Source organism: Proteus sp. G2618 (assembly GCF_009915995.1).
In the GTDB taxonomy this organism is placed as follows: domain Bacteria; phylum Pseudomonadota; class Gammaproteobacteria; order Enterobacterales; family Enterobacteriaceae; genus Proteus; species Proteus terrae.
The window spans coordinates 67,981-89,765 of the sequence record NZ_JAABNI010000004.1; the positions used below are offsets into that span (position 1 = coordinate 67,981).

Sequence of the window (21,785 nt, forward strand, 5' to 3'; positions counted from 1 at the left end):
AAAAATTCAATCTAATTCTTTGAGCATAGTCATAAAGTCAATTAAGGGATTATTTTTTTGATCGAGGGAAAATTGCCCGCATTCCTTGCTGTATATCTTTCGCCTAGAAGGTATACTGAAACCTTTCTTTTTATTCTATGTATCGCCATGCGGATATAACATGCAAAAGTTTGATACCAAAACCTTTCAAGGTCTTATCCTGACACTACAGGATTACTGGGCTCGCCAGGGCTGTACCATTGTCCAACCATTAGATATGGAAGTGGGTGCAGGCACATCACACCCAATGACTTGTTTACGTGCATTAGGCCCAGAGCCTATCGCTGCGGCTTATGTACAGCCTTCTCGTCGTCCAACAGACGGACGTTATGGTGAAAACCCTAACCGTTTACAGCACTATTACCAATTCCAAGTTATCATTAAGCCATCACCTGATAATATTCAGGAACTTTATCTTGGCTCATTAAGAGAATTAGGTTTAGACCCAACAATTCATGATATTCGTTTTGTAGAAGATAACTGGGAAAACCCAACTTTAGGTGCTTGGGGCTTAGGCTGGGAAGTTTGGCTCAACGGCATGGAAGTGACGCAGTTTACCTATTTCCAACAAGTAGGTGGATTAGAGTGTAAACCTGTTACGGGTGAAATCACTTACGGCTTAGAACGTCTTGCCATGTATATTCAAGGTGTTGATAGCGTTTATGACTTAGTTTGGTGTGATGGTCCATTAGGTAAAACCACCTATGGCGATATCTATCATCAAAACGAAGTTGAGCAATCAACCTATAACTTTGAATACGCCGACGTAGACTTCCTGTTCTCTTGCTTTGAGCAATATGAAAAAGAAGCTCGTGAGTTGTTAGAGTTAGAAAAACCTCTGCCTTTACCTGCCTATGAACGTATTTTAAAAGCAGGACACACCTTTAACTTATTGGATGCACGTAAAGCTATCTCTGTGACAGAGCGCCAGCGTTATATTTTACGTATCCGTACTTTAACCAAAGCGGTTGCTGAAGCATATTATGCTTCTCGAGAAGCGCTTGGTTTCCCTATGTGTAAAAAGTAAGAGGCTATCATGACAACTGAGACTTTCCTCGTGGAAATCGGCACAGAAGAATTACCGCCGAAAGCGCTTCGTTCTTTAGCCGAATCTTTTGCTGCTAATTTTACTGCTGAACTGGATAACGCCAATATCACTCATGGTGATGTATCTTGGTTTGCAGCTCCTCGCCGTTTAGCTATTAAAGTGGTTAATATGGCGAAATCACAAGCAGATAGAACCATTGAAAAACGTGGCCCTGCAATTGCTCAAGCATTTGACGCTGACGGCAAACCGACAAAAGCAGCTGAAGGTTGGGCAAGAGGTAATGGCATTACAGTTGACCAAGCAGAGCGTTTATCAACAGATAAAGGCGAATGGTTATTTTATCGTGCAGAAGTAAAAGGTGAAGCTGTTAACCAATTACTGATTGGCATGGTAAGCAATGCATTATCAAAATTACCAATTCCAAAATTAATGCGCTGGGGTGATAAGGAAACTCACTTTGTACGCCCTGTTCATACCGTCACTTTATTATTAGGTGATACCGTTATTGATGGTGAAATTTTAGGTATCCAAAGCGATCGCGTTATTCGTGGTCACCGCTTTATGGGTGAAGCTGAATTCACTATCGATAATGCGGATCAGTATCCTGAAATTCTTTATGAACGCGGAAAAGTGATTGCTGATTACGAAACGCGTAAATCAATTATTCTTCATGATGCCCGTCTTGCTGCTGAAAAACTTGGCGGTATCGCAGATTTAAGCGATAGCTTAGTCGAAGAAGTCACTTCATTGGTTGAATGGCCAGTTGTGTTAACAGCAAAATTTGAGGAAAAATTCCTTGAAGTTCCTGCTGAAGCGCTAGTTTATACGATGAAAGGTGACCAAAAATATTTCCCTGTTTATGACAAGCAAGGCAAATTATTACCTAACTTTATTTTCGTCACTAATATTGAATCTTCTGATCCACAACAGATCATCAGCGGTAACGAAAAAGTAGTGCGTCCTCGTTTAGCTGATGCGGAGTTTTTCTTCAAAACTGACCGTAAACAACGTTTAGAAGATAACTTACCACGCCTTGAAACCGTATTATTCCAGAAAGATTTAGGCACACTGCGTGATAAAACAGACCGTATTCAAGCATTAGCTGGCTTTATTGCTGGCAAAATGGGGGCTGATGTTAATAAAGCAACTCGCGCAGGTTTACTGTCAAAATGTGACTTAATGACCAATATGGTGTTCGAATTCACAGATACCCAAGGTGTTATGGGTATGCATTATGCGCGTCATGATGGTGAAGCTGAAGAAGTCGCAGTTGCATTGAAAGAACAATATCAGCCTCGTTTCGCGGGTGATGAATTACCTTCTAATCCTGTTGCTAGCGCCCTCGCTATTGCAGAGAAGATGGATACACTTGCGGGTATTTTCGGTATTGGTCAACATCCTAAAGGAGATAAAGACCCATTTGCTCTACGTCGTGCATCACTGGGTGTTTTACGTATTATCGTTGAGCAAGATTTACCGTTAGATATCGAAGAGCTGACACAAGAAGCGGTTCGCCTTTACGGTGACAAACTGACTAATAAAAATGTGGTCAGTGATGTGGTTGAATTTATGTTAGGTCGTTTCCGTTCTTGGTATCAAGAACTAGGCTACAGCATTGATACTATTCAAGCTGTATTAGCACGTCGCCCAACACAACCTGCTGACTTCAATGCTCGCGTTAAAGCAGTAACTTACTTCCGCACATTAGACGAAGCCTCTGCATTAGCAGAAGCAAATAAGCGTGTTTCTAACATCTTAGCAAAATCCGCTGATGTAAAACTGAATGACACTGTTTTAGCTTCCGTCTTAAAAGCCCCAGAAGAAGTTCAACTAGCGGCTAATCTTTCTGTATTACAAGATAAATTGGCACCATTATTTGCAGAGCGCAAATACCAAGAAGCATTAGTTGAACTGGCCTCATTACGTGATGTGGTCAATAACTTCTTTGACAAAGTCATGGTAATGGATGAAGACGAAGCTGTTCGTATCAACCGTTTAACCATGTTAAGTCAATTGCGTGAACTGTTCTTAAAAGTCGCGGATATTTCTGTTTTACAATAAGTTGTAACCCCCAGAAAACAGAAACCGGCATTGCTTTCACAATGCCGGTTTTTATCAAACATCATTATTTTTTTAGGGGATGATGAACAAGTTCCATAATTCTTATCGACTCTCTATCAATGATATTCACAATAATATGCAGTAAATCATCAATATCCTCCGCATAAAAAGATTCAATCTCCGTTTCTATTTCAATAGGAAAACCATTTATTTTACTAAAACTATAACCAAATAATATAGATCCAGACTCATCACTTACATTTACTTTATCAACATAAATAAGCCTTTCGCTATTAATAAATTTAGGGCAGTAATGATGATTATCTTTAAATAATACCTTAATTTTATTATTAGTGATCACTTCTAGTTTTTCGATAATTATACTTATTTTATTCTCTATTTTATTTTTTATATCAATAATAGAGGATGCTCTATTCAATGAAGCCTTTATCTTTTCAAAAAAATTATTTTCATCGTTCATGCGAGACTCTACAAAATATTGGATAATGATCAAATTTTTTAAAGAAAATATCATCGAGGCAATGATTCGCATCATTTAGGATCCGATAGAAATCAAGCTGTTCAAGGTCTAACTTAAAACAGTCTTCTTTTCCATATAAAAATGATGAAGAGAAAATCATTTGGTCAAAAACATACCATCGATTTATTGATGCAGAATTATAATAATACGTGCCTAAGTTATTCGTTTTCTTATCCGACAAAAGATACCAAAATGGATTAAATAATAGTTCTTTGGGTATCTTTTCCTTTATGTTCAAATAGCTTATCAATACTATTCCTCAACTCTTGAGCAGTTATACGCCTAGCTTTTTCATCAGCACTTAGTACATGATAAAAATAGAAAAAAAGAATAAAACAAATCCAAATAAATAAATATTTTAATTCATATTTAAACTATTAATTTTTTATTAAATAAAAAGGTATCTCATTATTTAAGATACCTTATTTATAGACGATAAAACTTTACAACCCAGTCTCTACGGTAAATATCTGGCGATAACCATCAACATCACGCATAAATGCAATATATTGGTCATTTGGAGAGAATACGACAGCATCACTACTTGGTGCCTGTGCTGTTTTTTCTGTTAATCGAGTTAACTCACTCGTTTTCACATTACATAGCATCACGCTATTATCGCAAATAAAGGTGAGATATTGTCCATTACTACTCCACGTAAAGGCTGACTGAATATCCCAATCCTGCGAAGTGATTTTTTTTATCTCTTTCGTACTTGGCGATACGGTATACAACTGCACAATACCGTTATCATCTTTCATTAAGAAAGCGATCGCATCACCTTGTGGGGAACTTCTTAACCAGTGACGAGGCTGATTTAAAACACCGGCATATTTTCTATTTGCTGTATTTGTTAGGCGAACTTGATGAATACCTTTAGCCACTGCTGGCATTGTTGTATCAGTTCCTGCCAATGGTTTATCACCTTCAACACTGAAAGCCTGATTATCATCAGGTAAATCCACTAGGAAAATATCAGCAACTTTATCGCCATTTTCACTCACGGTATCGCCGATAAATGCAATAGCCCAACGTTGCTGTGAACCATCAGTCTTTATATAACCTTGAGTACCAACCCAACACTCTTCATAAGCTTTATTAATTTCGTCGCTTCCCTTTTGTGGGTGAGCAACAGTTTGGCTTACTACAGTGCAAAAATATTCACCGTCATATTCGCGTGGGTGCTTTTTAGCGACATTAACCGCTTTTAGTGGCACTGCAACAGCCACATTACGTTGATCATATTCGCCACCAAGTTCATGCATAATATGATCATTGTAGGTAAAGCTTAAACGCGTACCGTCAGGACTAAAGACGTGAACATGTGTACCGCCACGTAATGCACCGGCTTGATAAGGTGATGTCAACGAACATGCGTCGATATTAAATGCACGATTATTATTTGACTCATCAACAATCACGCCTCGACGATGATGAAAGTCATAATGCCATTCATTATCTGGGTTTTCTGGCCCATGAATAAAGGCGTAACGCACGGGCTCTGTAGGGCTTACTGTTGCAACCCCTACATGTGCCCCTTGTGTTGCTGTGTAAATGATCTGTTGCTGTTTTGTTTTCGCATGAATTTTTTCTATGGTTAGACCTGTAAAAGATCCCCCATTGGGACGTACATCATAGACTAACCACTGGCTATCTGGCGTCCAAACATTTATATTAGTTAGCTGATGATGACGGCTATCAAACGTAATCTGGTGTTCCTGAAAAGACATATTTATCCTTATCGGGAAATAAATTTCCACATTATAAAAACTAATTAATTTTACCTGGCACTAAAAAAATTCAGTCGAGACTTTTTCGCAAGGTAATTATTCTACCCTCACTAAATAGTCAGAAAATTAGAAAATCATGTTACTTAGTGTTCTCTATATTATTGGTATTACTGCAGAAGCCATGACTGGTGCGCTTGCTGCTGGTCGTCGTAAAATGGATGTTTTTGGCGTTATTATTATCGCCTCTGCAACTGCCATTGGTGGTGGCTCTGTCAGAGACATTCTACTCGGCCATTACCCATTAGGTTGGGTAAAACACCCTGAATATATCGTCACTGTTGCATGTGCTGCTGTCATCACCATGTGGGTTGCTCCCATGATGAAACACCTTCAGCGACTCTTTCTTATCTTAGATGCCATTGGTCTAATGGTTTTCTCTATTATCGGTGCACAAATCGCACTCGATATGGACTATGGCCCAATTATTGCTGCTATTGCTGCGGTGATTACGGGCGCGTTTGGTGGTGTATTAAGAGATATGCTTTGTAATACCATTCCTTTGGTTTTCCAAAAAGAAATTTATGCCGGTATCGCTTTTGGTGCCGCGTGGCTTTATATGGGATTACTGTTTTATACACCATTACCAAGAGACGTCATTATCATCATTACCCTAATTGCAGGGTTAACCGCTCGACTTCTCGCTATTCGTTATAAATTGGGCTTACCTGTCTTTAATTACGAGAATCAAGATTAACGAATCGCTGTTTTAACGACAGCGGTTCTTTTTGATTCTGTGGGGTATCTCAAAATATAATCTCTTTTCGCTATTGTGATAAAAGGTAATTCCTATCACTGAGCCTTTAATTATATGTTAATATTGACATAGTTTAATTTTTCTCTTGTTTCTATATTCAGAAAATAGAATGTAATAAGAAAAAAATGGCTCTGTATTAAACATGGGCGCTGTATGTCATTCATTGTATGTGTATACTATATGGGGGATTTGCTCCCTAAACATGTATTTATACTTAATTCTCCAGTCAAATTCAGAAAGTCATCATGATCCAAGGAACACTTTATATTGTTTCCGCTCCAAGCGGTGCGGGTAAATCAAGTCTTATTCAAGCGCTGTTAAAAACACAGCCTTTATATGACACTCAGGTTTCAGTCTCTCATACAACCCGCCCAATGCGACCGGGAGAGAGCCATGGTGAACATTACTTCTTTGTTACTGAAGAAGAATTTAAAAGCATGATAGACAGCGGGGATTTCCTCGAACATGCTTGTGTTTTTGGTAACTATTACGGAACATCCGGCAAAATTATCAAAGAAATCTTAGCCAGTGGTGTAGATGTCTTTTTAGATATCGACTGGCAAGGCGCACAGCAAGTGCGTAAAGCGATGCCAGAAGCTCGCAGTATTTTTATTCTGCCACCGTCAAAAGAAGAGCTTTACCGCCGACTTCGTGGACGTGGGCAAGATAGCGAAGAAGTGATTACAAAACGTATGTCGCAAGCTGTATCGGAAATGGAACATTTTAATGAGTATGATTATTTGCTGATTAATGATGATTTCAATACTGCGCTTGCTGATTTACAATCAATTATTCGTTCAGAAAAATTACGCCTTGATCGTCAAACGCTACGACATGGTGATTTAATCAGCAAATTATTGGCAGACTGAGTTAACTTTCAGTATTATGCCCAGTCATTTCGTTAATGGTGGAGTAACACAAATATGGCACGCGTAACCGTTCAAGACGCTGTAGAGAAAATTGGTAACCGTTTTGACCTCGTTCTGGTCGCAGCACGTCGTGCGCGTCAGTTACAAGTTGGCGCTAAAGATCCTTTAGTTCCAGAAGAAAATGATAAAATGACTGTTGTCGCGCTACGTGAAATCGAAGAAGGCCTGATTAACGGTAAAATTCTTGATGCTCGTGAACGCCAAGAGCAGCAAGAGCAAGAAGCAGCAGAATTACAAGCTGTTTCAGCGATTGCGGAAGGTCGTCGTTAATCGTTTTATAAAATAGGGGTAGGTCTGCCTTGTACCTGTTTGAAAGCCTGAATCAGATCGTTCAAAAATACTTGCCATCGGAGCAAGTTGAACAACTTAAAAAAGCCTTTATCGTCGCCCGAAATGCCCACGAGGGACAAACTCGTTCAAGTGGTGAGCCTTATATTACTCACCCTGTTGCGGTTGCGTGTATCCTCGCAGATATGCGATTAGACCAGCAAACGCTGATGGCGGCGCTGTTGCATGATGTTATCGAAGATACACCTGCAACCTTCCAAGATATCGAAAGCCTCTTTGGTAGTACGGTAGCCGATCTTGTTGAAGGGGTATCTAAACTTGATAAATTGAAGTTTAGAGACAAAAAAGAGGCTCAGGCTGAAAACTTCCGTAAGATGATTATGGCGATGGTAAAAGATATCCGCGTCATTTTGATCAAGCTGGCAGACCGAACTCACAATATGCGCACTCTGGGATCATTACGCCCAGATAAACGTCGCCGTATTGCTCGCGAAACACTCGAAATTTACAGTCCTCTCGCACATCGTTTAGGTATACATCATATCAAAACAGAGCTTGAAGAGCTGGGTTTCGAGGCGCTACATCCTAATCGCTACCGTGTAATCAAAGAAGTCGTTAAAGCAGCTCGAGGCAACCGTAAAGAGATGATTAATAAAATCCTCTCTGAAATTGAAGGACGCCTGACAGAAGCACATATCGAATGCAAAGTTAACGGTCGTGAAAAACACCTTTACTCTATCTATCGGAAAATGTTGTTAAAAGAGCAACGTTTTCACTCGATCATGGATATTTACGCCTTTCGCGTGATCGTGAAAGAAGTCGATACCTGTTATCGCGTTTTAGGTCAAATGCACAGTCTTTATAAACCGCGTCCCGGTCGAGTTAAAGACTATATTGCAATTCCAAAAGCCAACGGCTATCAATCTCTTCATACTTCACTTATTGGCCCTCATGGGGTACCTGTTGAAGTGCAAATTCGTACTGAAGATATGGATCAAATGGCAGAGATGGGAGTTGCTGCACATTGGGCTTATAAAGAGCAAGGTGAGCAACCGGGCACAACTGCACAAGTTAGAGCTCAACGCTGGATGCAAAGTTTACTTGAATTGCAACAAAGTGCGGGTAGCTCATTTGAATTTATTGAGAACGTAAAATCAGATCTTTTTCCTGATGAAATCTACGTTTTCACGCCAGAAGGTCGCATTGTCGAATTACCAACGGGTGCTACTCCTGTCGATTTTGCTTATGCTGTACACACTGATATCGGTCATGCTTGTGTGGGTGCAAGGGTTGATAGGCAACCTTACCCACTATCACAATCGCTACGTACCGGACAAACGGTTGAAATTATTACCGCTCCTGGTGCAAGACCCAATGCGGCTTGGCTAAACTTTGTCGTCAGTTCAAGAGCTCGCTCTAAAATCCGACAACTGCTGAAAAACTTAAAACGTGAAGACTCTATTAATTTAGGTCGTCGTTTACTCAATCACGCATTAGGTGAGCACAAGCTTGCTGACATTTCAGCTGAAAATATTGAGCGTGAATTGAAGCGTATGAAACTTCATTCAATCGACGACTTAATGGCTGAAATTGGTTTAGGTAATACCATGAGCGTTGTTGTTGCGCGTAATTTATTGATTGATAGTCAAAATCAAGATGAAAACGCACAAACAGAAACAACCAATGATGAAACGCCTAAACTCCCAATTAAAGGCGCTGATGGCGTATTAATCTCCTTCGCTAAATGTTGCCGCCCTATTCCGGGTGATCCTATCGTTGCACATATTAGCCCAGGTAAAGGTTTGGTTATTCACCATGAATCTTGTCGTAATATTCGTGGTTACCAAAAAGAGCCTGAAAAATTCATGCCTGTCGAGTGGGATAAAGAGATCAACAGCGATTTCATTACTGAAATTAAAGTCGATATGATCAACCACCAAGGCGCTTTAGCAAACTTAACCGCAGCTATTAACGATGCTAACTCAAGTATTCAAAGTATGAATACAGAAGAGAAAGATGGTCGCGTGTATTGTGCTTTTATTCGCTTAACTGCGAAAGATAGAATTCAATTAGCCAATATCATGCGTAAACTTCGCATCATGCCAGACGTTCTGCGCGTTAGCCGTAATAAAAACTAGTCATGAATTCAATTCGATATGCCCGCATCTGCCAAATGATGGCGATGCGGCAACCTGATCTTACCGTTTGCCTTGAAGAAGTGCATAAATCCCATAATGTTGCAGCCGTTATAAGAACGGCTGATGCTGTAGGCATTCCTAAAATTCATGCTATTTGGCCTGAAGAAAAAATGCGGATGTTAGTTTCCCCCGCAGCAGGAAGTAATAGCTGGGTCAATGTAGAAACTCATCCTACTATCACAGAAGCGGTTAACGCCTTTCGTACCCAAGGTATGCAAGTTCTTGCGACTCATCTCTCAGATAAAGCAGTTGATTTTCGTGAGATTGATTACACTCGTCCAACTTGTATTATTATGGGACAAGAAAAAACGGGGATCTCACAAGATGCTATCGCACTTGCAGATCAAGATATTATTGTGCCGATGATGGGAATGGTACAATCGCTGAATGTTTCTGTCGCCAGTGCACTAATTTTATATGAAGCACAACGCCAACGTCAGGCTGCAGGTATGTATAATCGAACAGAGAGCACCTTAACAGAAGAAGAACAACAAATTCTTCTCTTTGAAGGCGGATACCCGGTATTGGCAGAAGTTTCTCGCCGTAAAGGACTGCCTCGCCCTTATATTAATGGTAGCGGTGAAATTGAAGCGCCGGAGTCATGGTGGGCGGAAATGCAAATGACACAAAAACAACTTAGGAAATTAAAAAAGACGGAGTATTGATCCCATGAAAGGAAAACTGCTTGATGCAATCCCCTTAACCACTCTTCACGGCGTAGGTGCAAGTCAGGCAGACAAGCTGGCAAAAATAGGGCTTGTGACTATTGAGGATTTGTTACTCCACCTTCCTTTGCGTTATGAAGATCAAACGCATCTTTATGCTATCAGTGATCTCCTTCCCGGTATTCCTGCCACTGTTTCTGGCGAAATCTTAAGAACTGAAGTCAGTTTTGGTCGGCGTAAAATGATGACCTGCCAAATTTCTGATGGCTCTGGAATTTTAACACTTCGCTTTTTTAACTTTACAGCGACGATGAAAAATAACCTTGCTCAAGGTAAACAGGTCACAGCTTATGGCGAAGTTAAACGAGGAAGTCGGGGCCCTGAAATTATTCACCCTGAATATAAAATCAAAGTTGCAGGCTCTGAAGTTAAACTGCAAGAAACACTCACTCCCATCTATTCAACGACAGAAGGCTTACGCCAAACATCATTACGTAAATTAATAGAACAAGCATTAGAATTACTTGATACCTGCGCTATTAACGAATTATTACCTGAGCAATTTATTCACGGTTTACCCCCATTAGCCACAGCATTACGTACACTGCATAATCCGCCTCCTGATATCGCTTTTGCTGAACTTGAGAAAGGACAGCATCCTGCGCAAAAAAGGCTAATTATTGAAGAATTGCTGGCTCACAATCTAGGTATGCTCAATGCAAGAGCTGGTGCACAATCTTATCGTGCAGAGCCATTGTTTATGCCAAATACATCAACGTTACGTCAACAATTTCTCGCCTCTCTCCCCTTTACCCCGACTAATGCACAACAACGTGTCGTCAATGAGATAGAAACAGATTTAGAAAAAGACTATCCAATGATGCGATTGATCCAAGGAGATGTAGGCTCAGGTAAAACGCTAGTTGCCGCATTAAGTGCGTTACGTGCTATTGCTAATGGTAAGCAAGTGGCTTTAATGGCACCAACAGAATTGTTAGCAGAGCAACATGCATTAACCTTTAGAAAATGGTTTGAGCCTTTTGGTATCCAAGTAGGTTGGCTAGCAGGAAAACAGAAAGGGAAAGCCCGCGAAACACAGCAAAATGCCATTGCAAATGGTGAAGTATCGATCATTATTGGAACACATGCGATTTTCCAAGAACAAGTTAAATTTCACTCTCTAGCCTTAGTGATTATTGATGAACAACACCGTTTTGGTGTGCATCAACGCCTTGCCTTATGGAAAAAAGGTGAAGAACAAGGCTTTCACCCTCATCAATTGGTGATGACAGCAACGCCTATCCCACGAACATTAGCGATGACCGCTTATGCTGATATGGACACCTCTATCATCGACGAATTACCGCCGGGGCGTACACCTGTTACTACTGTCGCTATCCCTGATACTCGCCGTAATGACATTATTGAACGCATCAGACTAGCTTGCACAGAAGAGAATCGACAAGCCTATTGGGTATGCACCTTAATTGAAGATTCTGAAGTACTTGAAGCGCAAGCTGCCCAAGTTATCTATGATGAACTTACAATAGCACTCCCTGAAATCAAAGTAGGATTGGTACATGGGCGAATGAAGCCCGCAGAGAAACAAGCTGTAATGGCGGCATTTAAAGAAAATAAGCTCCAACTTTTAGTTGCAACAACAGTGATTGAAGTTGGCGTTGACGTACCTAATGCAAGTTTGATGATCATTGATAACCCAGAACGGTTAGGGCTAGCACAATTACACCAATTACGTGGACGTGTAGGTCGAGGGGCTATCGCCTCTCATTGTGTCTTGTTGTATAAAACGCCACTCACTCAAACAGCGCATTTGCGATTGCAGGTATTAAGGGATAGCAATGATGGTTTTGTCATTGCACAAAAAGATCTCGAAATTCGTGGCCCTGGTGAGCTTCTAGGTACTAAGCAAACAGGTAATGTACAATTTAAAGTGGCTGATTTATTACGCGATCAGGGACTCATTCCTGAAGTACAACGTATTGCACGTTACCTACATGAACATTACCCTAAGCATTCACAAGCCTTAATCGAACGCTGGTTACCGACTAAAACACAGTATAGCCAAGCATAAGATCATTCTTTGCATCGCCTTAACATGCCGTTAAACTCGATTCAGCGTGATATTGAAATAGAACATCCCATAAAAAAACACCCCAATGCTGAAAACCAACAATGGGGTGCTATTTAATACAGAGATACTTCTTCAGTGATAACGGTAAAACTATCCTGCTATAGGTGTAAAGAATGGCAATAGTAGATACAGCTTGATCACTATTGCATTCACAATATCAATAAAGAACGCACCAACCATTGGTACGACTAAGAACGCTAGATGAGAAGGCCCAAAACGATCCGTAACGGCTTGCATATTGGCAATTGCCGTTGGTGTTGCCCCTAAACCAAAACCACAGTGACCCGCAGCTAAAACCGCCGCATCGTAATTTTTACCCATTACTCGGAATGTCACAAAAATAGCGTATAGCGCCATGACACCCGCTTGAACGCCAAGGATAACCAACATAGGTATCGCCAGAGATGCAAGCTCCCATAATTTCAAGCTCATTAATGCCATCGCTAAGAATAACGATAAACTTACGTTACCTAAAACGGACACAGCTCTATCAAAAACACGATAGAAACCAAGCATTGACAGGCTATTACTTAAAATAACGCCGATAAACAGGACACACACAAAGGTCGGTAATGAGAATGCAGTACCTTCTAATAATTGAGAAAGGAATGTACCCGCCATTAAACAAATCGCGATCATCGCAATGGTTTCTAACAAGACCATTGACGTGATCATTCTGCCTGTAGTGGGTTTCTCAAACGCTGTTGGCATTTCATGGTCGTCAGCGCCTAATCCTGGCGTTGGAATATTTTTGATTAAGTAGCGCGCAACAGGGCCACCAATCAATCCTCCCAAAACTAAACCAAAGGTTGCACACGCCATCGCTACTTCAGATGCACTCATGAAGCCATAGTTTTCAACAAACGTTTTACCCCAAGCCGCCCCTGTACCATGACCACCCGATAATGTAATCGAGCCTGCAAGTAATCCCATTAATGGATCAAGACCTAACATTTTTGCTAGCGCGATACCAACGGTATTTTGTACTAACAACAACCCAACAACGACAAAGACGAAAATAAAAAGCGCTTTTCCTCCGGCCTTTAAGCTCGCGAGATTTGCGTTTAACCCGATTGTTGCAAAGAAGGCTAGCATTAATGGATCTTTAAGTGACAGATCAAAACTCACTTCCCAATCCATAAAAGATTTGAATGCTAATAGAAGAACTGCAACAAGTAGCCCACCTGCAACAGGTTCTGGGATCGTATACCGTTCTAAAAAAGGAACAGATTTCACTAACTTACGTCCGATCAAGAGAACCAAAGTGGCCGCAACCAGCGTGCCATAAACATCAAGATGATACATTTATGTACCCCGTCTTATTTGTTAATTTTATATAAAAATACTACGACGCTAAGTTCATCCATAAACAACGCCAAAAGCAGGTATCCCCGATTAGAAAAAAAAACGGAGACAAACACAAGTTAAAACATATAAAAATGTGAGCGCCTCTTATGCATTTTGATAACATCATTTTCACGCAAACGATTGCTTTTGTGGCGCAGATCATTAAAATACCGTTTTTGTCGAATAAGAAATTCACACCATGGTTACTTCAGAAAATCAAAATTTGCCTAAAGATAGTGATGTTTCAGTTAAAAAAAATAGCGAGCTTCTTTTTGCTTTAGAAGAAAAACCGCCATTAGCTCAAACGCTTTTTGCCGCATGTCAGCACCTTTTAGCCATGTTTGTCGCAGTTATTACTCCCGCAATTTTAATTTGCCAAGCATTAGGACTACCGGCACACGATACCCAACGCATTATTAGTATGTCTTTATTTGCATCAGGTATTGCCTCTTTAATACAAATTCGAGCTTGGGGACCTATAGGTTCAGGATTGTTATCAATTCAAGGAACAAGCTTTAACTTTGTTGCTCCACTCATTATGGGAGGATTAGCTCTTAAAAATGGTGGTGCAGATATTCCGACAATGATGGCAGCCCTTTTTGGAACCTTAATGGTCGCCTCATTAACAGAAATCGTCCTTTCACGCGTACTTCACCTAGCAAGACGTATCATTACGCCTTTAGTTTCAGGTGTAGTCGTGATGATTATTGGTCTATCATTAATTCAAGTCGGATTAACGTCTATAGGTGGCGGTTATGCTGCTATCGAAAATAATACTTTTGGCTCGCCACAGAACTTATTGTTAGCAGGCTCTGTTCTTATCGTTATTATTTTACTTAATCGACAAAAAAATCCTTACTTACGAGTAGCTTCTTTAGTTATTGCAATGGCAGTGGGTTATGTTCTTGCTTGGGCTTTAGATATGTTACCCACACCCGCAGAACATCAAGAAACACCGCTGATCACGATCCCTGAGCCATTTTATTATGGCCTATCATTTGATTGGAATTTACTTATTCCTTTAATGCTGGTGTTTATGATCACTTCGCTAGAAACCATTGGTGATATCACGGCAACTTCTGATGTTTCAGAGCAGCCCGTCAGTGGTCCCTTATATATGAAGCGCATCAAAGGGGGTGTATTAGCTAATGGAATTAACTCCATGGTTTCAGCATTTTTCAATACCTTCCCAAACTCTTGTTTTGGCCAAAATAATGGTGTGATCCAATTAACAGGTGTTGCTAGCCGCTACGTAGGTTATATTGTTGCAGCAATGCTTGTTATCTTAGGTTTATTTCCATTCGTTGCTGAATTTGTACAAAGAATTCCTGAGCCAGTATTAGGCGGAGCCACATTAGTGATGTTCGGTACAATAGCTGCGTCTGGCGTACGTATTGTTTCTAAAGAAGCATTAAACCGCCGAGCCATCATGATCCTTGCTATTTCACTTGCGGTAGGGTTAGGCGTTTCGCAACAGCCTCAAATATTACAGTTTGCCCCTGATTGGCTAAAAACATTGCTGTCATCAGGTATTGCTGCGGGCGGTTTAACGGCCATTATTTTAAATCTAATTTTCCCACCAGAAAAATAATTATTAATTAGCAATAAACGAGTAAAGCGCTATTTTTGATTATGAAAATAGCGTTTTATTTATCATCTTTAGGCCAATGGTATTTTTATAAAAGTATGATCCTTTGAGTTACGGTAAATCTTTATCTCAAGACTGAAAATCAAAGAAAAATAAAATGACTACACCATTGAGCCCAATAAAAAATCCTGCACTCAAATACTTAAAAAGTCATCCATCTACTCAAGATTTTCATATACAAACTATTGAGCAATTTTTTACTTATCTCAAAGATTCTATTCTTTCATTATTTAATAGTGATCATAAATTTACTTATTTAGGAAATAAGCCTGTTGCTGAATTCAATTTAGAGCATATTAAAAAAGACTTAGGTACGTTTTTAACTAACCCATATCTTAATAAGCCTACAGTAGATGCTCTTAAATATTCATTTAATTACTTACAGAATCAATCTTACATTACTCCTAATCTTCACGATATTTACCGTTCTGGAAGTCTTGAACCTAATGATTTGATTTCTCAGTTAATTAACTACAGTAACAAACTTCATCAGCAAAAATTAAGTACAACAGAAGGACGACATGCTCAGTTGGTTATGAAAATACTAGGGGAAGTAAACAGTCATTTAAAACGATTACCCAATACGGGAAATCTGACATCCAGAATATCTAGCATCCTTAATAAACAAGTGAAATCTCTTTGATTTATCCGATGAATACTTGAGCATCGCCTAGTTTTCAGGCATAACTGTATAATGTTTTGATGGAGTATAAAACAGGAGAAGGGTTATGCGCTGGCTGATGAAAAGTTTGGTATCTCTGATACTTATCGTTATTTTATTTATTATTATAATTTACGCTTTTATTCAGACTCAGTGGGGCGCGCAGAAAACCAGTGAATGGCTGACACAATACACTGACTATGATATTCGCTTCTCAGGTATTGAGCATGATCTTATGCAACCCGAGCAAGTCATTGTTCATGATCTCCTCGTTAATCCTAAACAAGATAAATCGACAGTATCGGCAAAATCAGCACAAATTCGATTTAATTGGCAATTTTTTACCACCCCTTCTCATCTGCAAAAAATTACATTAGAAAATGGCAATATTGAGTTTGCAGACAAAACACCTTCAATACCCTTAAGTGCCGATATCTTACAATTTAAAAATATGGCACTAAACAGTAAAAAGAATAATTTTTCTTTTGATGCCAATAAAGTAACAGGTGGTATTACGCCATGGATCCCAACATCAACCGATTTGATAGGAGCGGGTCATTTCCAATTCTCTATTGCTAATGGCATGATAAATAATAATGAATTCAGTAATTTTATTATCTCTGGGCAATATCAGCCAAATAGTATTCAAATAGAGAAATTAGGTACTCGTCTACTTAATGGCTCACTATCTTTGAGTGGGCAATATCAAGATAATCAATGGAAATTTGATGAGGTTTATATGAATGGGTTGCGCTGGCAATCCTCGCAAACCCTTAACGAATTAATTCAGTCTCTCTCTGAATATCCTCGTATTAGTATAAGAGCACTTAATATTGTTGATTTTACTGCTGAAGGAAAACAGTGGGCAATCAGTGGCTTTGATGGGCAATTTTCTCAGTTTAGTTGGGATAAGGCTCTTTCATTTACAACTGGTGAACTCAATACAAATGATGTTGTTTTTCAAGATGAACACTTCACTGATCTTATCGCAAAACTCAACCAGCAGAACAATCAACTCAATCTAGATAGCCTCAGCCTACGCTACGAGAAAGGCTTAATTAAACTTGCTGGTCATTGGAATAAAGACAACAAAACCATCAGGATCCAAGACGCCACATTATCGGGTCTTTTATATACGCTACCTGAAAATTGGCTCACTTTTTTAGCTAAACCAATAGATGATAAGAGTAATATTCAAAATATCACTATCGAACAGTTATCTATCAATCAATCCATTTTGATTGATATCACGCCAGAATTTCCATTCCAATTCACGAATTTAACAGGAAAACTGCAAAATTTAGTAATTGCAAAAGAAGGTGAATGGGGATTATGGCAAGGCTCAGCGGTATTTAATGCTGATAGTGGTACATTAAATCGTATTGAATTACGTCGCCCTGATTTAAAAATTGTCACTCAACAAGATAACGCTATCGTTGAGCAATATTCAGCATTTATTGGTGATGGCATTGTTCGGGGTTCAGCTGGTTTAGTGCAATCTAACCAACAGCGCCAATTTTCACTTATTGCTAATGGATTAAATGTACCTTTATCAATACCTTACACATTAGGTTTCAAAACAACCTACTCTGACGAAGTAGGCCAATTCACACTAAAACTGAAAGGTGATTTACGTTCAAACCCAGTGGAATCAACGCTTAATGGTACATTAACTGGAAGTAAAGGTGAGCAACAAATACTCAACTCAGTGATACAAAATGGCGAAATAATTAATCACCTATAATATTGATCTTTCGCAGGAGCACAGATTGCTCCCTTTATAAAAAGCGTTACAATGCGCTATTGCCTTTTTCTTTATTGTGGAGTTTTCATGTCTGACGAAGATTTTTCCCCTGAAAAAATATCTTTAAATGTGTTTCAACAATCTCCTTTAACTGCACTTGAAGATAACAGTACACTGCTTGTGTGTGATGACAACAAAACTCCGTTGTTCTATTGCCTTTCTAAAGAAGACTATGATGCATTGATTGAGCGAGTTATGGATGCCGAACTTGCAGCGATCGTACTTGAACGTCGCCAAAATAAATTAGATGAGCTTGATTTAGACTAAATTTATCGATGTGTAATTTGTCTTAAATAGAACAAACAAAAAACACCCTTTCAGGTGTTTTTTTGTTTTTATCATATCTTTACAGATGAGATTAACGTTTTTTCTTTTTACGACCTGGCTGAACAAAACGCTTACGGGAATTATTTTCCGTTTCTTTAGTTTTTGTTTGAGGAATATGAATACCCAATGCTTTTGCATTACTACTGATTTGTTTTTTCGGCTTATTTTGCTTTGGCTTTGGCGGTGCTTCAGACGTTGATTTTTCAATCGCTTCAAATAAGGTAATTAATTCATCATCGGTCAAATCACGCCATTCACCAACAGGCAATCCTGATAAGCTCACATTCATAATACGAATGCGTTCAAGCTTAGTGACTTCATAACCAAAATATTCACACATACGACGAATTTGACGATTTAACCCTTGAACTAAGGTAATACGAAACACCATCGGCGCTTCTTTCTTAACCTTACATTTCTTGGTTTTTTGTCCCATGATAGGAACACCAGCCCCCATTCCATGAATAAATTCATCTGTGATCGGCTTATTCACTGTCACAAGGTACTCTTTTTCATGATCATTACCTGCACGTAGGATTTTATTCACTAAATCGCCGTGGTTAGTCAGGAAAATCAATCCTTGTGAATCTTTATCTAAACGCCCAATTGGGAAAATACGGGTACTGTGGTTAACATAGTCAACAATATTATCTTTTTCGCCATCATCTGTGGTACTGACAATTCCCACTGGCTTATTCAGTGCAATCAAAACCAGCTCAGAGTTATCCTGTGCTTCAATTAATCGACCATTGACTTTGACTTCATCGCCAGCAAATACTTGGTCGCCAATACTGGCGCGTTTGCCATTAATAAGGACAAGTCCTTGCTCAATATAACGGTCAGCCTCACGGCGTGAGCAGATCCCGCTTTCACTGATATATTTATTAAGACGAGTAGATAAATTGGTGTCCATGCTTCCCTCCGTAAACTGCGAAATATACATCAATTGGATAGCGATAGAAACACTATAAAATAAGCATCAAAGCATAGATTGATTATCCCCACGCTTTAACGTAAAAAAAATAACAAAAATGTTGGTAAGAATGGTAAAAAATAGATTAAATTCAATGAATTAAATAAAATACACTTAACACTGCTTATTTTGTGAAGGTAAAACAATATAAGTACCACTAAAAACAGCACCGACGCCTTCATCACCACAAATATCAACATCTAACTTAATGCGAGCCTTACTGCCCTTCGCTAATCGCCCTAAATCCCCACTTAAATTCTCCATATCAGCAACGGCCGCAGGACGCCCTGATACAGGTTTGCGATAACGAATATGAGCATCCACTAGCACAATATCACCTTGCAACTTATGCTCGCGCATTAATAGCCAAATCAATCCCCAACCTGTTAATGTTGCGAGTGAAAATTGGCTGCCTGCAAAAATAGTGTGATGAGGGTTTTGGTTTCCCGCTTCTGGGATAGTGGTATAAAAACGAGTTCCCGTATATTGAGTAATACGTAATCCCATTTTCTCACTTAAAGGAATATGTTGGTGCCACTGTTTTTGTAATTCAGCACACCAATCTGGTCGATGAAGAATGTCATCTAAAGACTCAATACTTTTTTTCATAAAAAAGTGCTTAATGGGTGTGGTTTGAGGGCCAGTGACTAGACCACAATTTTCATAACCCAATTTTTCAAAGAAGTTTACAGACTCTTCTCTTGCACTACACACGATCCGTTTTATACCTTCTTGGCGAGCCAATGATTCTAGCGCCATGGCAACAAGAGTGCCTAAACCTTTACCTTGTACATCTGTGCGTACTGCCATAAAGCGGATAGCGCCTTCGTTATCCGCATTAATATAAAGTCGTCCAATCGCGACAGGTTGTCCCGTTTCATCGACAACCATTTGATGATGAGCAAAGGTATCATAACCGTCTTTTTCAGAGCCTTCAGGTTGATGTAGAGGCTTACGAAGCATTTCCCAGCGAAAAGCATAATAGGCATCAAATTCCGCCTCGGTTTTTGGGGTTCGTAAATGGTACATATCTGAGCTCCTTTTAACATCACTACATGTTCGACGTTATACCTGCAACCAAAAGGTGACTGGACCGTCATTAGTCAGTGTGATTTGCATATCCGCGGCGAATTGGCCTGTTTGTGTTTCTAAACCTTGCTGCTGACATTGTTCTATAAAGTAGTGGTAGAGGTTTTTCGCTAATTCAGGAGGCGCACCATTCGAAAAACCAGGGCGCATTCCTTTTTGTGTTTCTGCGGCTAGTGTGAATTGAGAGACGACTAATAAACTGCCACCTGCTTGTTGCACATTTAGATTCATTTTGTCATTTTCATCACTAAATATGCGATAACCGCATACTTTTTCACATAATCTTTTGGCTTTCTGTTCGTTGTCATCTTTCTCTACACCTAATAAAACCAACAAACCTTGATTAATAGCGCCGACTGTTTCACCTGCAATATCTACTTTTGCCTGTGTCACTCGTTGAATTAACGCGATCATACTCTCTCCAAAATAAATCAATAAAAAAGGATAACAAATTCAATCTGTTGTTATCCTTACAATAGCATTATTCTTCTACAGGGAGAGAAAAATCATAATCTTTGAAATAATCAATGACAGTTTGTTTATCAATGACATGTACACCTTTCATACCCACAGCAATGGCAGCATCAACATTGGCTTTCACATCATCAAAGAAAACGGCATCTTGTGCTTCAATGTCTTCAGACTGTAAAACATACTTATAAATTTCAGGATCAGGTTTTCTCATACCGATATCTTGAGATAGATAGAGGAAATCGGCTGAGGCTGCTATTTCAGGATAGTGTTCTGGCCAGTAATTTTGATGTAAGCGATTAGTATTTGATAACACCACAACCCGATGTCCTTGCTCTCTTAATTTATTCATTATATCAATGACTTCAGGGCGTAATGCGACGAAAATAGCTTGCCATCCTTCAGCAAACTGTTCAAAGCTTAAATTCATTTCTAATTCTGAACTGATTTCTTCTGCAAACTCGATGTCTGTAATATTGCCGCGTTCGTGTAATTTAAAGATCTCTCCTGTGGTGAAGTTCTTTTTTATGTTCGCTAATGGAACACCACTGAGTTTACTCCATACTGCGAATACCCGGTTAAAATCGATATCAATAATCACATTACCCATATCAAAGATATAAAGCATAAATCCTCTCCATAATAGAAAACTCATTTTACTTTAATCATAAATCGCTTTACTGAACAGGCTTAAACACTAAAAAAGTACAATAATCACACTTAATTTTTTGTAAAACATAAAACCAGAATAGGTAAAGACGAAAAGTGAGGCTAAAAGCATCATTATCTATAATGCATAATAGGGTGGATGATGGCTTTTGATATTGATACCAGAAAAAAATACTTAAATTGTAAATGCAGCTTGAGGAATAAAAGGTAAGAAAAGAGAGGCAGGAAGAGAAAAACTTATGCGGTGGCAAATTTTCCACCGCATTCGTCTAATAGTACAACTAGTACCACATACTCTAAATAATTTAAGTTACAGCTAGGCGACTAGTTA

The 21,785-nt window shown here is 39.3% G+C and carries 19 protein-coding genes; 12 read left to right on the forward strand and 7 right to left on the reverse strand.

Annotated features, from left to right (window positions below; translation table 11 throughout):
- Positions 1-160: 160 nt before the first annotated feature.
- Complete coding sequence (gene glyQ, locus GWJ01_RS01125; RefSeq protein WP_004246832.1) at positions 161-1,066, forward strand: glycine--tRNA ligase subunit alpha; 906 nt, start codon at positions 161-163, stop codon at positions 1,064-1,066.
- A gap of 9 nt (positions 1,067-1,075) precedes the next feature.
- Positions 1,076-3,148 (forward strand): glycine--tRNA ligase subunit beta, encoded by a 2,073-nt coding sequence (gene glyS / locus GWJ01_RS01130; protein WP_161710599.1) that lies wholly within the window; start codon positions 1,076-1,078, stop codon positions 3,146-3,148.
- A gap of 64 nt (positions 3,149-3,212) precedes the next feature.
- Here the strand turns inward: glyS and GWJ01_RS01135 are convergent, their stop codons facing one another.
- Both GWJ01_RS01135 and GWJ01_RS01145 read right to left on the reverse strand, forming a co-directional pair.
- Complete coding sequence (locus GWJ01_RS01135) at positions 3,213-3,629, reverse strand: hypothetical protein (protein WP_161710600.1); 417 nt, start codon at positions 3,627-3,629, stop codon at positions 3,213-3,215.
- A 503-nt stretch (positions 3,630-4,132) separates the two neighbouring features.
- A complete protein-coding gene (locus GWJ01_RS01145) occupies positions 4,133-5,419 on the reverse strand; it encodes a DUF3748 domain-containing protein (RefSeq protein ID WP_161710601.1) in 1,287 nt (428 codons plus the stop codon).
- Between the two features lie 136 nt (positions 5,420-5,555).
- Here GWJ01_RS01145 and GWJ01_RS01150 point away from each other — a divergent pair, with 136 nt between their 5' ends.
- The 6 genes from GWJ01_RS01150 to recG all read left to right on the forward strand — a co-directional run bounded on the left by GWJ01_RS01150 (position 5,556) and on the right by recG (position 12,405).
- Positions 5,556-6,173 (forward strand): trimeric intracellular cation channel family protein, encoded by a 618-nt coding sequence (locus tag GWJ01_RS01150; protein WP_088494339.1) that lies wholly within the window; start codon positions 5,556-5,558, stop codon positions 6,171-6,173.
- 305 nt (positions 6,174-6,478) lie between these two features.
- Positions 6,479-7,102, forward strand: a complete 624-nt coding sequence (gmk, locus tag GWJ01_RS01155) for a guanylate kinase (protein WP_109395036.1) — start codon at positions 6,479-6,481, stop codon at positions 7,100-7,102.
- 54 nt (positions 7,103-7,156) lie between these two features.
- Entirely contained in the window at positions 7,157-7,432 is a 276-nt protein-coding gene (rpoZ, locus tag GWJ01_RS01160; RefSeq protein WP_006534607.1) for a DNA-directed RNA polymerase subunit omega, read from the forward strand.
- Positions 7,433-7,461: 29 nt separating this feature from the next.
- On the forward strand, positions 7,462-9,588 hold the full coding sequence (gene spoT, locus GWJ01_RS01165) for a bifunctional GTP diphosphokinase/guanosine-3',5'-bis pyrophosphate 3'-pyrophosphohydrolase (protein WP_075671312.1): 2,127 nt from the start codon (positions 7,462-7,464) through the stop codon (positions 9,586-9,588).
- Between the two features lie 2 nt (positions 9,589-9,590).
- Positions 9,591-10,313: a tRNA (guanosine(18)-2'-O)-methyltransferase TrmH gene (gene trmH / locus GWJ01_RS01170; protein WP_075671310.1), complete on the forward strand. Its 723-nt coding sequence runs from the start codon at positions 9,591-9,593 to the stop codon at positions 10,311-10,313.
- A gap of 4 nt (positions 10,314-10,317) precedes the next feature.
- Positions 10,318-12,405 (forward strand): ATP-dependent DNA helicase RecG, encoded by a 2,088-nt coding sequence (gene recG / locus GWJ01_RS01175; protein WP_161710602.1) that lies wholly within the window; start codon positions 10,318-10,320, stop codon positions 12,403-12,405.
- A gap of 150 nt (positions 12,406-12,555) precedes the next feature.
- Here the strand turns inward: recG and gltS are convergent, their stop codons facing one another.
- Entirely contained in the window at positions 12,556-13,770 is a 1,215-nt protein-coding gene (gene gltS / locus GWJ01_RS01180) for a sodium/glutamate symporter (RefSeq protein ID WP_036933836.1), read from the reverse strand.
- Between the two features lie 241 nt (positions 13,771-14,011).
- On the opposite strand from gltS, the gene GWJ01_RS01185 reads away from it, so the two are divergent.
- The 4 genes from GWJ01_RS01185 to GWJ01_RS01200 all read left to right on the forward strand — a co-directional run bounded on the left by GWJ01_RS01185 (position 14,012) and on the right by GWJ01_RS01200 (position 18,192).
- Complete coding sequence (locus GWJ01_RS01185) at positions 14,012-15,403, forward strand: uracil-xanthine permease family protein (protein ID WP_161710603.1); 1,392 nt, start codon at positions 14,012-14,014, stop codon at positions 15,401-15,403.
- A 154-nt stretch (positions 15,404-15,557) separates the two neighbouring features.
- Positions 15,558-16,103 (forward strand): hypothetical protein, encoded by a 546-nt coding sequence (locus GWJ01_RS01190; protein WP_109401589.1) that lies wholly within the window; start codon positions 15,558-15,560, stop codon positions 16,101-16,103.
- 85 nt (positions 16,104-16,188) lie between these two features.
- Positions 16,189-17,865, forward strand: coding sequence for an AsmA family protein (locus GWJ01_RS01195; protein ID WP_109395041.1), 1,677 nt, complete (start codon positions 16,189-16,191; stop codon positions 17,863-17,865).
- 87 nt (positions 17,866-17,952) lie between these two features.
- Positions 17,953-18,192, forward strand: coding sequence for a hypothetical protein (locus GWJ01_RS01200; protein WP_088494331.1), 240 nt, complete (start codon positions 17,953-17,955; stop codon positions 18,190-18,192).
- A gap of 91 nt (positions 18,193-18,283) precedes the next feature.
- Here GWJ01_RS01200 and rluF read toward each other — a convergent pair whose 3' ends face one another.
- From rluF to yihX, 4 genes are all read right to left on the reverse strand, one after another.
- A complete protein-coding gene (gene rluF, locus GWJ01_RS01205) occupies positions 18,284-19,165 on the reverse strand; it encodes a 23S rRNA pseudouridine(2604) synthase RluF (protein ID WP_075671297.1) in 882 nt (293 codons plus the stop codon).
- 174 nt (positions 19,166-19,339) lie between these two features.
- The gene (gene fabY, locus GWJ01_RS01210; RefSeq protein WP_109401591.1) at positions 19,340-20,254 is read right to left on the reverse strand and encodes a fatty acid biosynthesis protein FabY; all 915 of its coding nucleotides are present in this window, start codon (positions 20,252-20,254) and stop codon (positions 19,340-19,342) included.
- 36 nt (positions 20,255-20,290) lie between these two features.
- Complete coding sequence (gene dtd, locus GWJ01_RS01215) at positions 20,291-20,728, reverse strand: D-aminoacyl-tRNA deacylase (RefSeq protein ID WP_072064855.1); 438 nt, start codon at positions 20,726-20,728, stop codon at positions 20,291-20,293.
- Between the two features lie 67 nt (positions 20,729-20,795).
- Positions 20,796-21,413, reverse strand: coding sequence for a glucose-1-phosphatase (yihX, locus tag GWJ01_RS01220; RefSeq protein WP_075671284.1), 618 nt, complete (start codon positions 21,411-21,413; stop codon positions 20,796-20,798).
- Positions 21,414-21,785 lie beyond the last annotated feature (372 nt).

What these genes read in the sequence shown, in the direction of transcription:
- glyQ (WP_004246832.1), top strand. Translation starts at nt 161, where the DNA reads ATGCAAAAGTTTGATACCAAAACCTTTCAAGGTCTTATCCTGACACTA.
- glyS (WP_161710599.1), top strand. Translation starts at nt 1,076, where the DNA reads ATGACAACTGAGACTTTCCTCGTGGAAATCGGCACAGAAGAATTACCG.
- GWJ01_RS01135 (WP_161710600.1), bottom strand. Translation starts at nt 3,629, where the DNA reads ATGAACGATGAAAATAATTTTTTTGAAAAGATAAAGGCTTCATTGAAT.
- GWJ01_RS01145 (WP_161710601.1), bottom strand. Translation starts at nt 5,419, where the DNA reads ATGTCTTTTCAGGAACACCAGATTACGTTTGATAGCCGTCATCATCAG.
- GWJ01_RS01150 (WP_088494339.1), top strand. Translation starts at nt 5,556, where the DNA reads ATGTTACTTAGTGTTCTCTATATTATTGGTATTACTGCAGAAGCCATG.
- gmk (WP_109395036.1), top strand. Translation starts at nt 6,479, where the DNA reads ATGATCCAAGGAACACTTTATATTGTTTCCGCTCCAAGCGGTGCGGGT.
- rpoZ (WP_006534607.1), top strand. Translation starts at nt 7,157, where the DNA reads ATGGCACGCGTAACCGTTCAAGACGCTGTAGAGAAAATTGGTAACCGT.
- trmH (WP_075671310.1), top strand. Translation starts at nt 9,591, where the DNA reads ATGAATTCAATTCGATATGCCCGCATCTGCCAAATGATGGCGATGCGG.
- recG (WP_161710602.1), top strand. Translation starts at nt 10,318, where the DNA reads ATGAAAGGAAAACTGCTTGATGCAATCCCCTTAACCACTCTTCACGGC.
- gltS (WP_036933836.1), bottom strand. Translation starts at nt 13,770, where the DNA reads ATGTATCATCTTGATGTTTATGGCACGCTGGTTGCGGCCACTTTGGTT.
- GWJ01_RS01185 (WP_161710603.1), top strand. Translation starts at nt 14,012, where the DNA reads ATGGTTACTTCAGAAAATCAAAATTTGCCTAAAGATAGTGATGTTTCA.
- GWJ01_RS01190 (WP_109401589.1), top strand. Translation starts at nt 15,558, where the DNA reads ATGACTACACCATTGAGCCCAATAAAAAATCCTGCACTCAAATACTTA.
- GWJ01_RS01195 (WP_109395041.1), top strand. Translation starts at nt 16,189, where the DNA reads ATGCGCTGGCTGATGAAAAGTTTGGTATCTCTGATACTTATCGTTATT.
- GWJ01_RS01200 (WP_088494331.1), top strand. Translation starts at nt 17,953, where the DNA reads ATGTCTGACGAAGATTTTTCCCCTGAAAAAATATCTTTAAATGTGTTT.
- rluF (WP_075671297.1), bottom strand. Translation starts at nt 19,165, where the DNA reads ATGGACACCAATTTATCTACTCGTCTTAATAAATATATCAGTGAAAGC.
- fabY (WP_109401591.1), bottom strand. Translation starts at nt 20,254, where the DNA reads ATGTACCATTTACGAACCCCAAAAACCGAGGCGGAATTTGATGCCTAT.
- dtd (WP_072064855.1), bottom strand. Translation starts at nt 20,728, where the DNA reads ATGATCGCGTTAATTCAACGAGTGACACAGGCAAAAGTAGATATTGCA.
- yihX (WP_075671284.1), bottom strand. Translation starts at nt 21,413, where the DNA reads ATGCTTTATATCTTTGATATGGGTAATGTGATTATTGATATCGATTTT.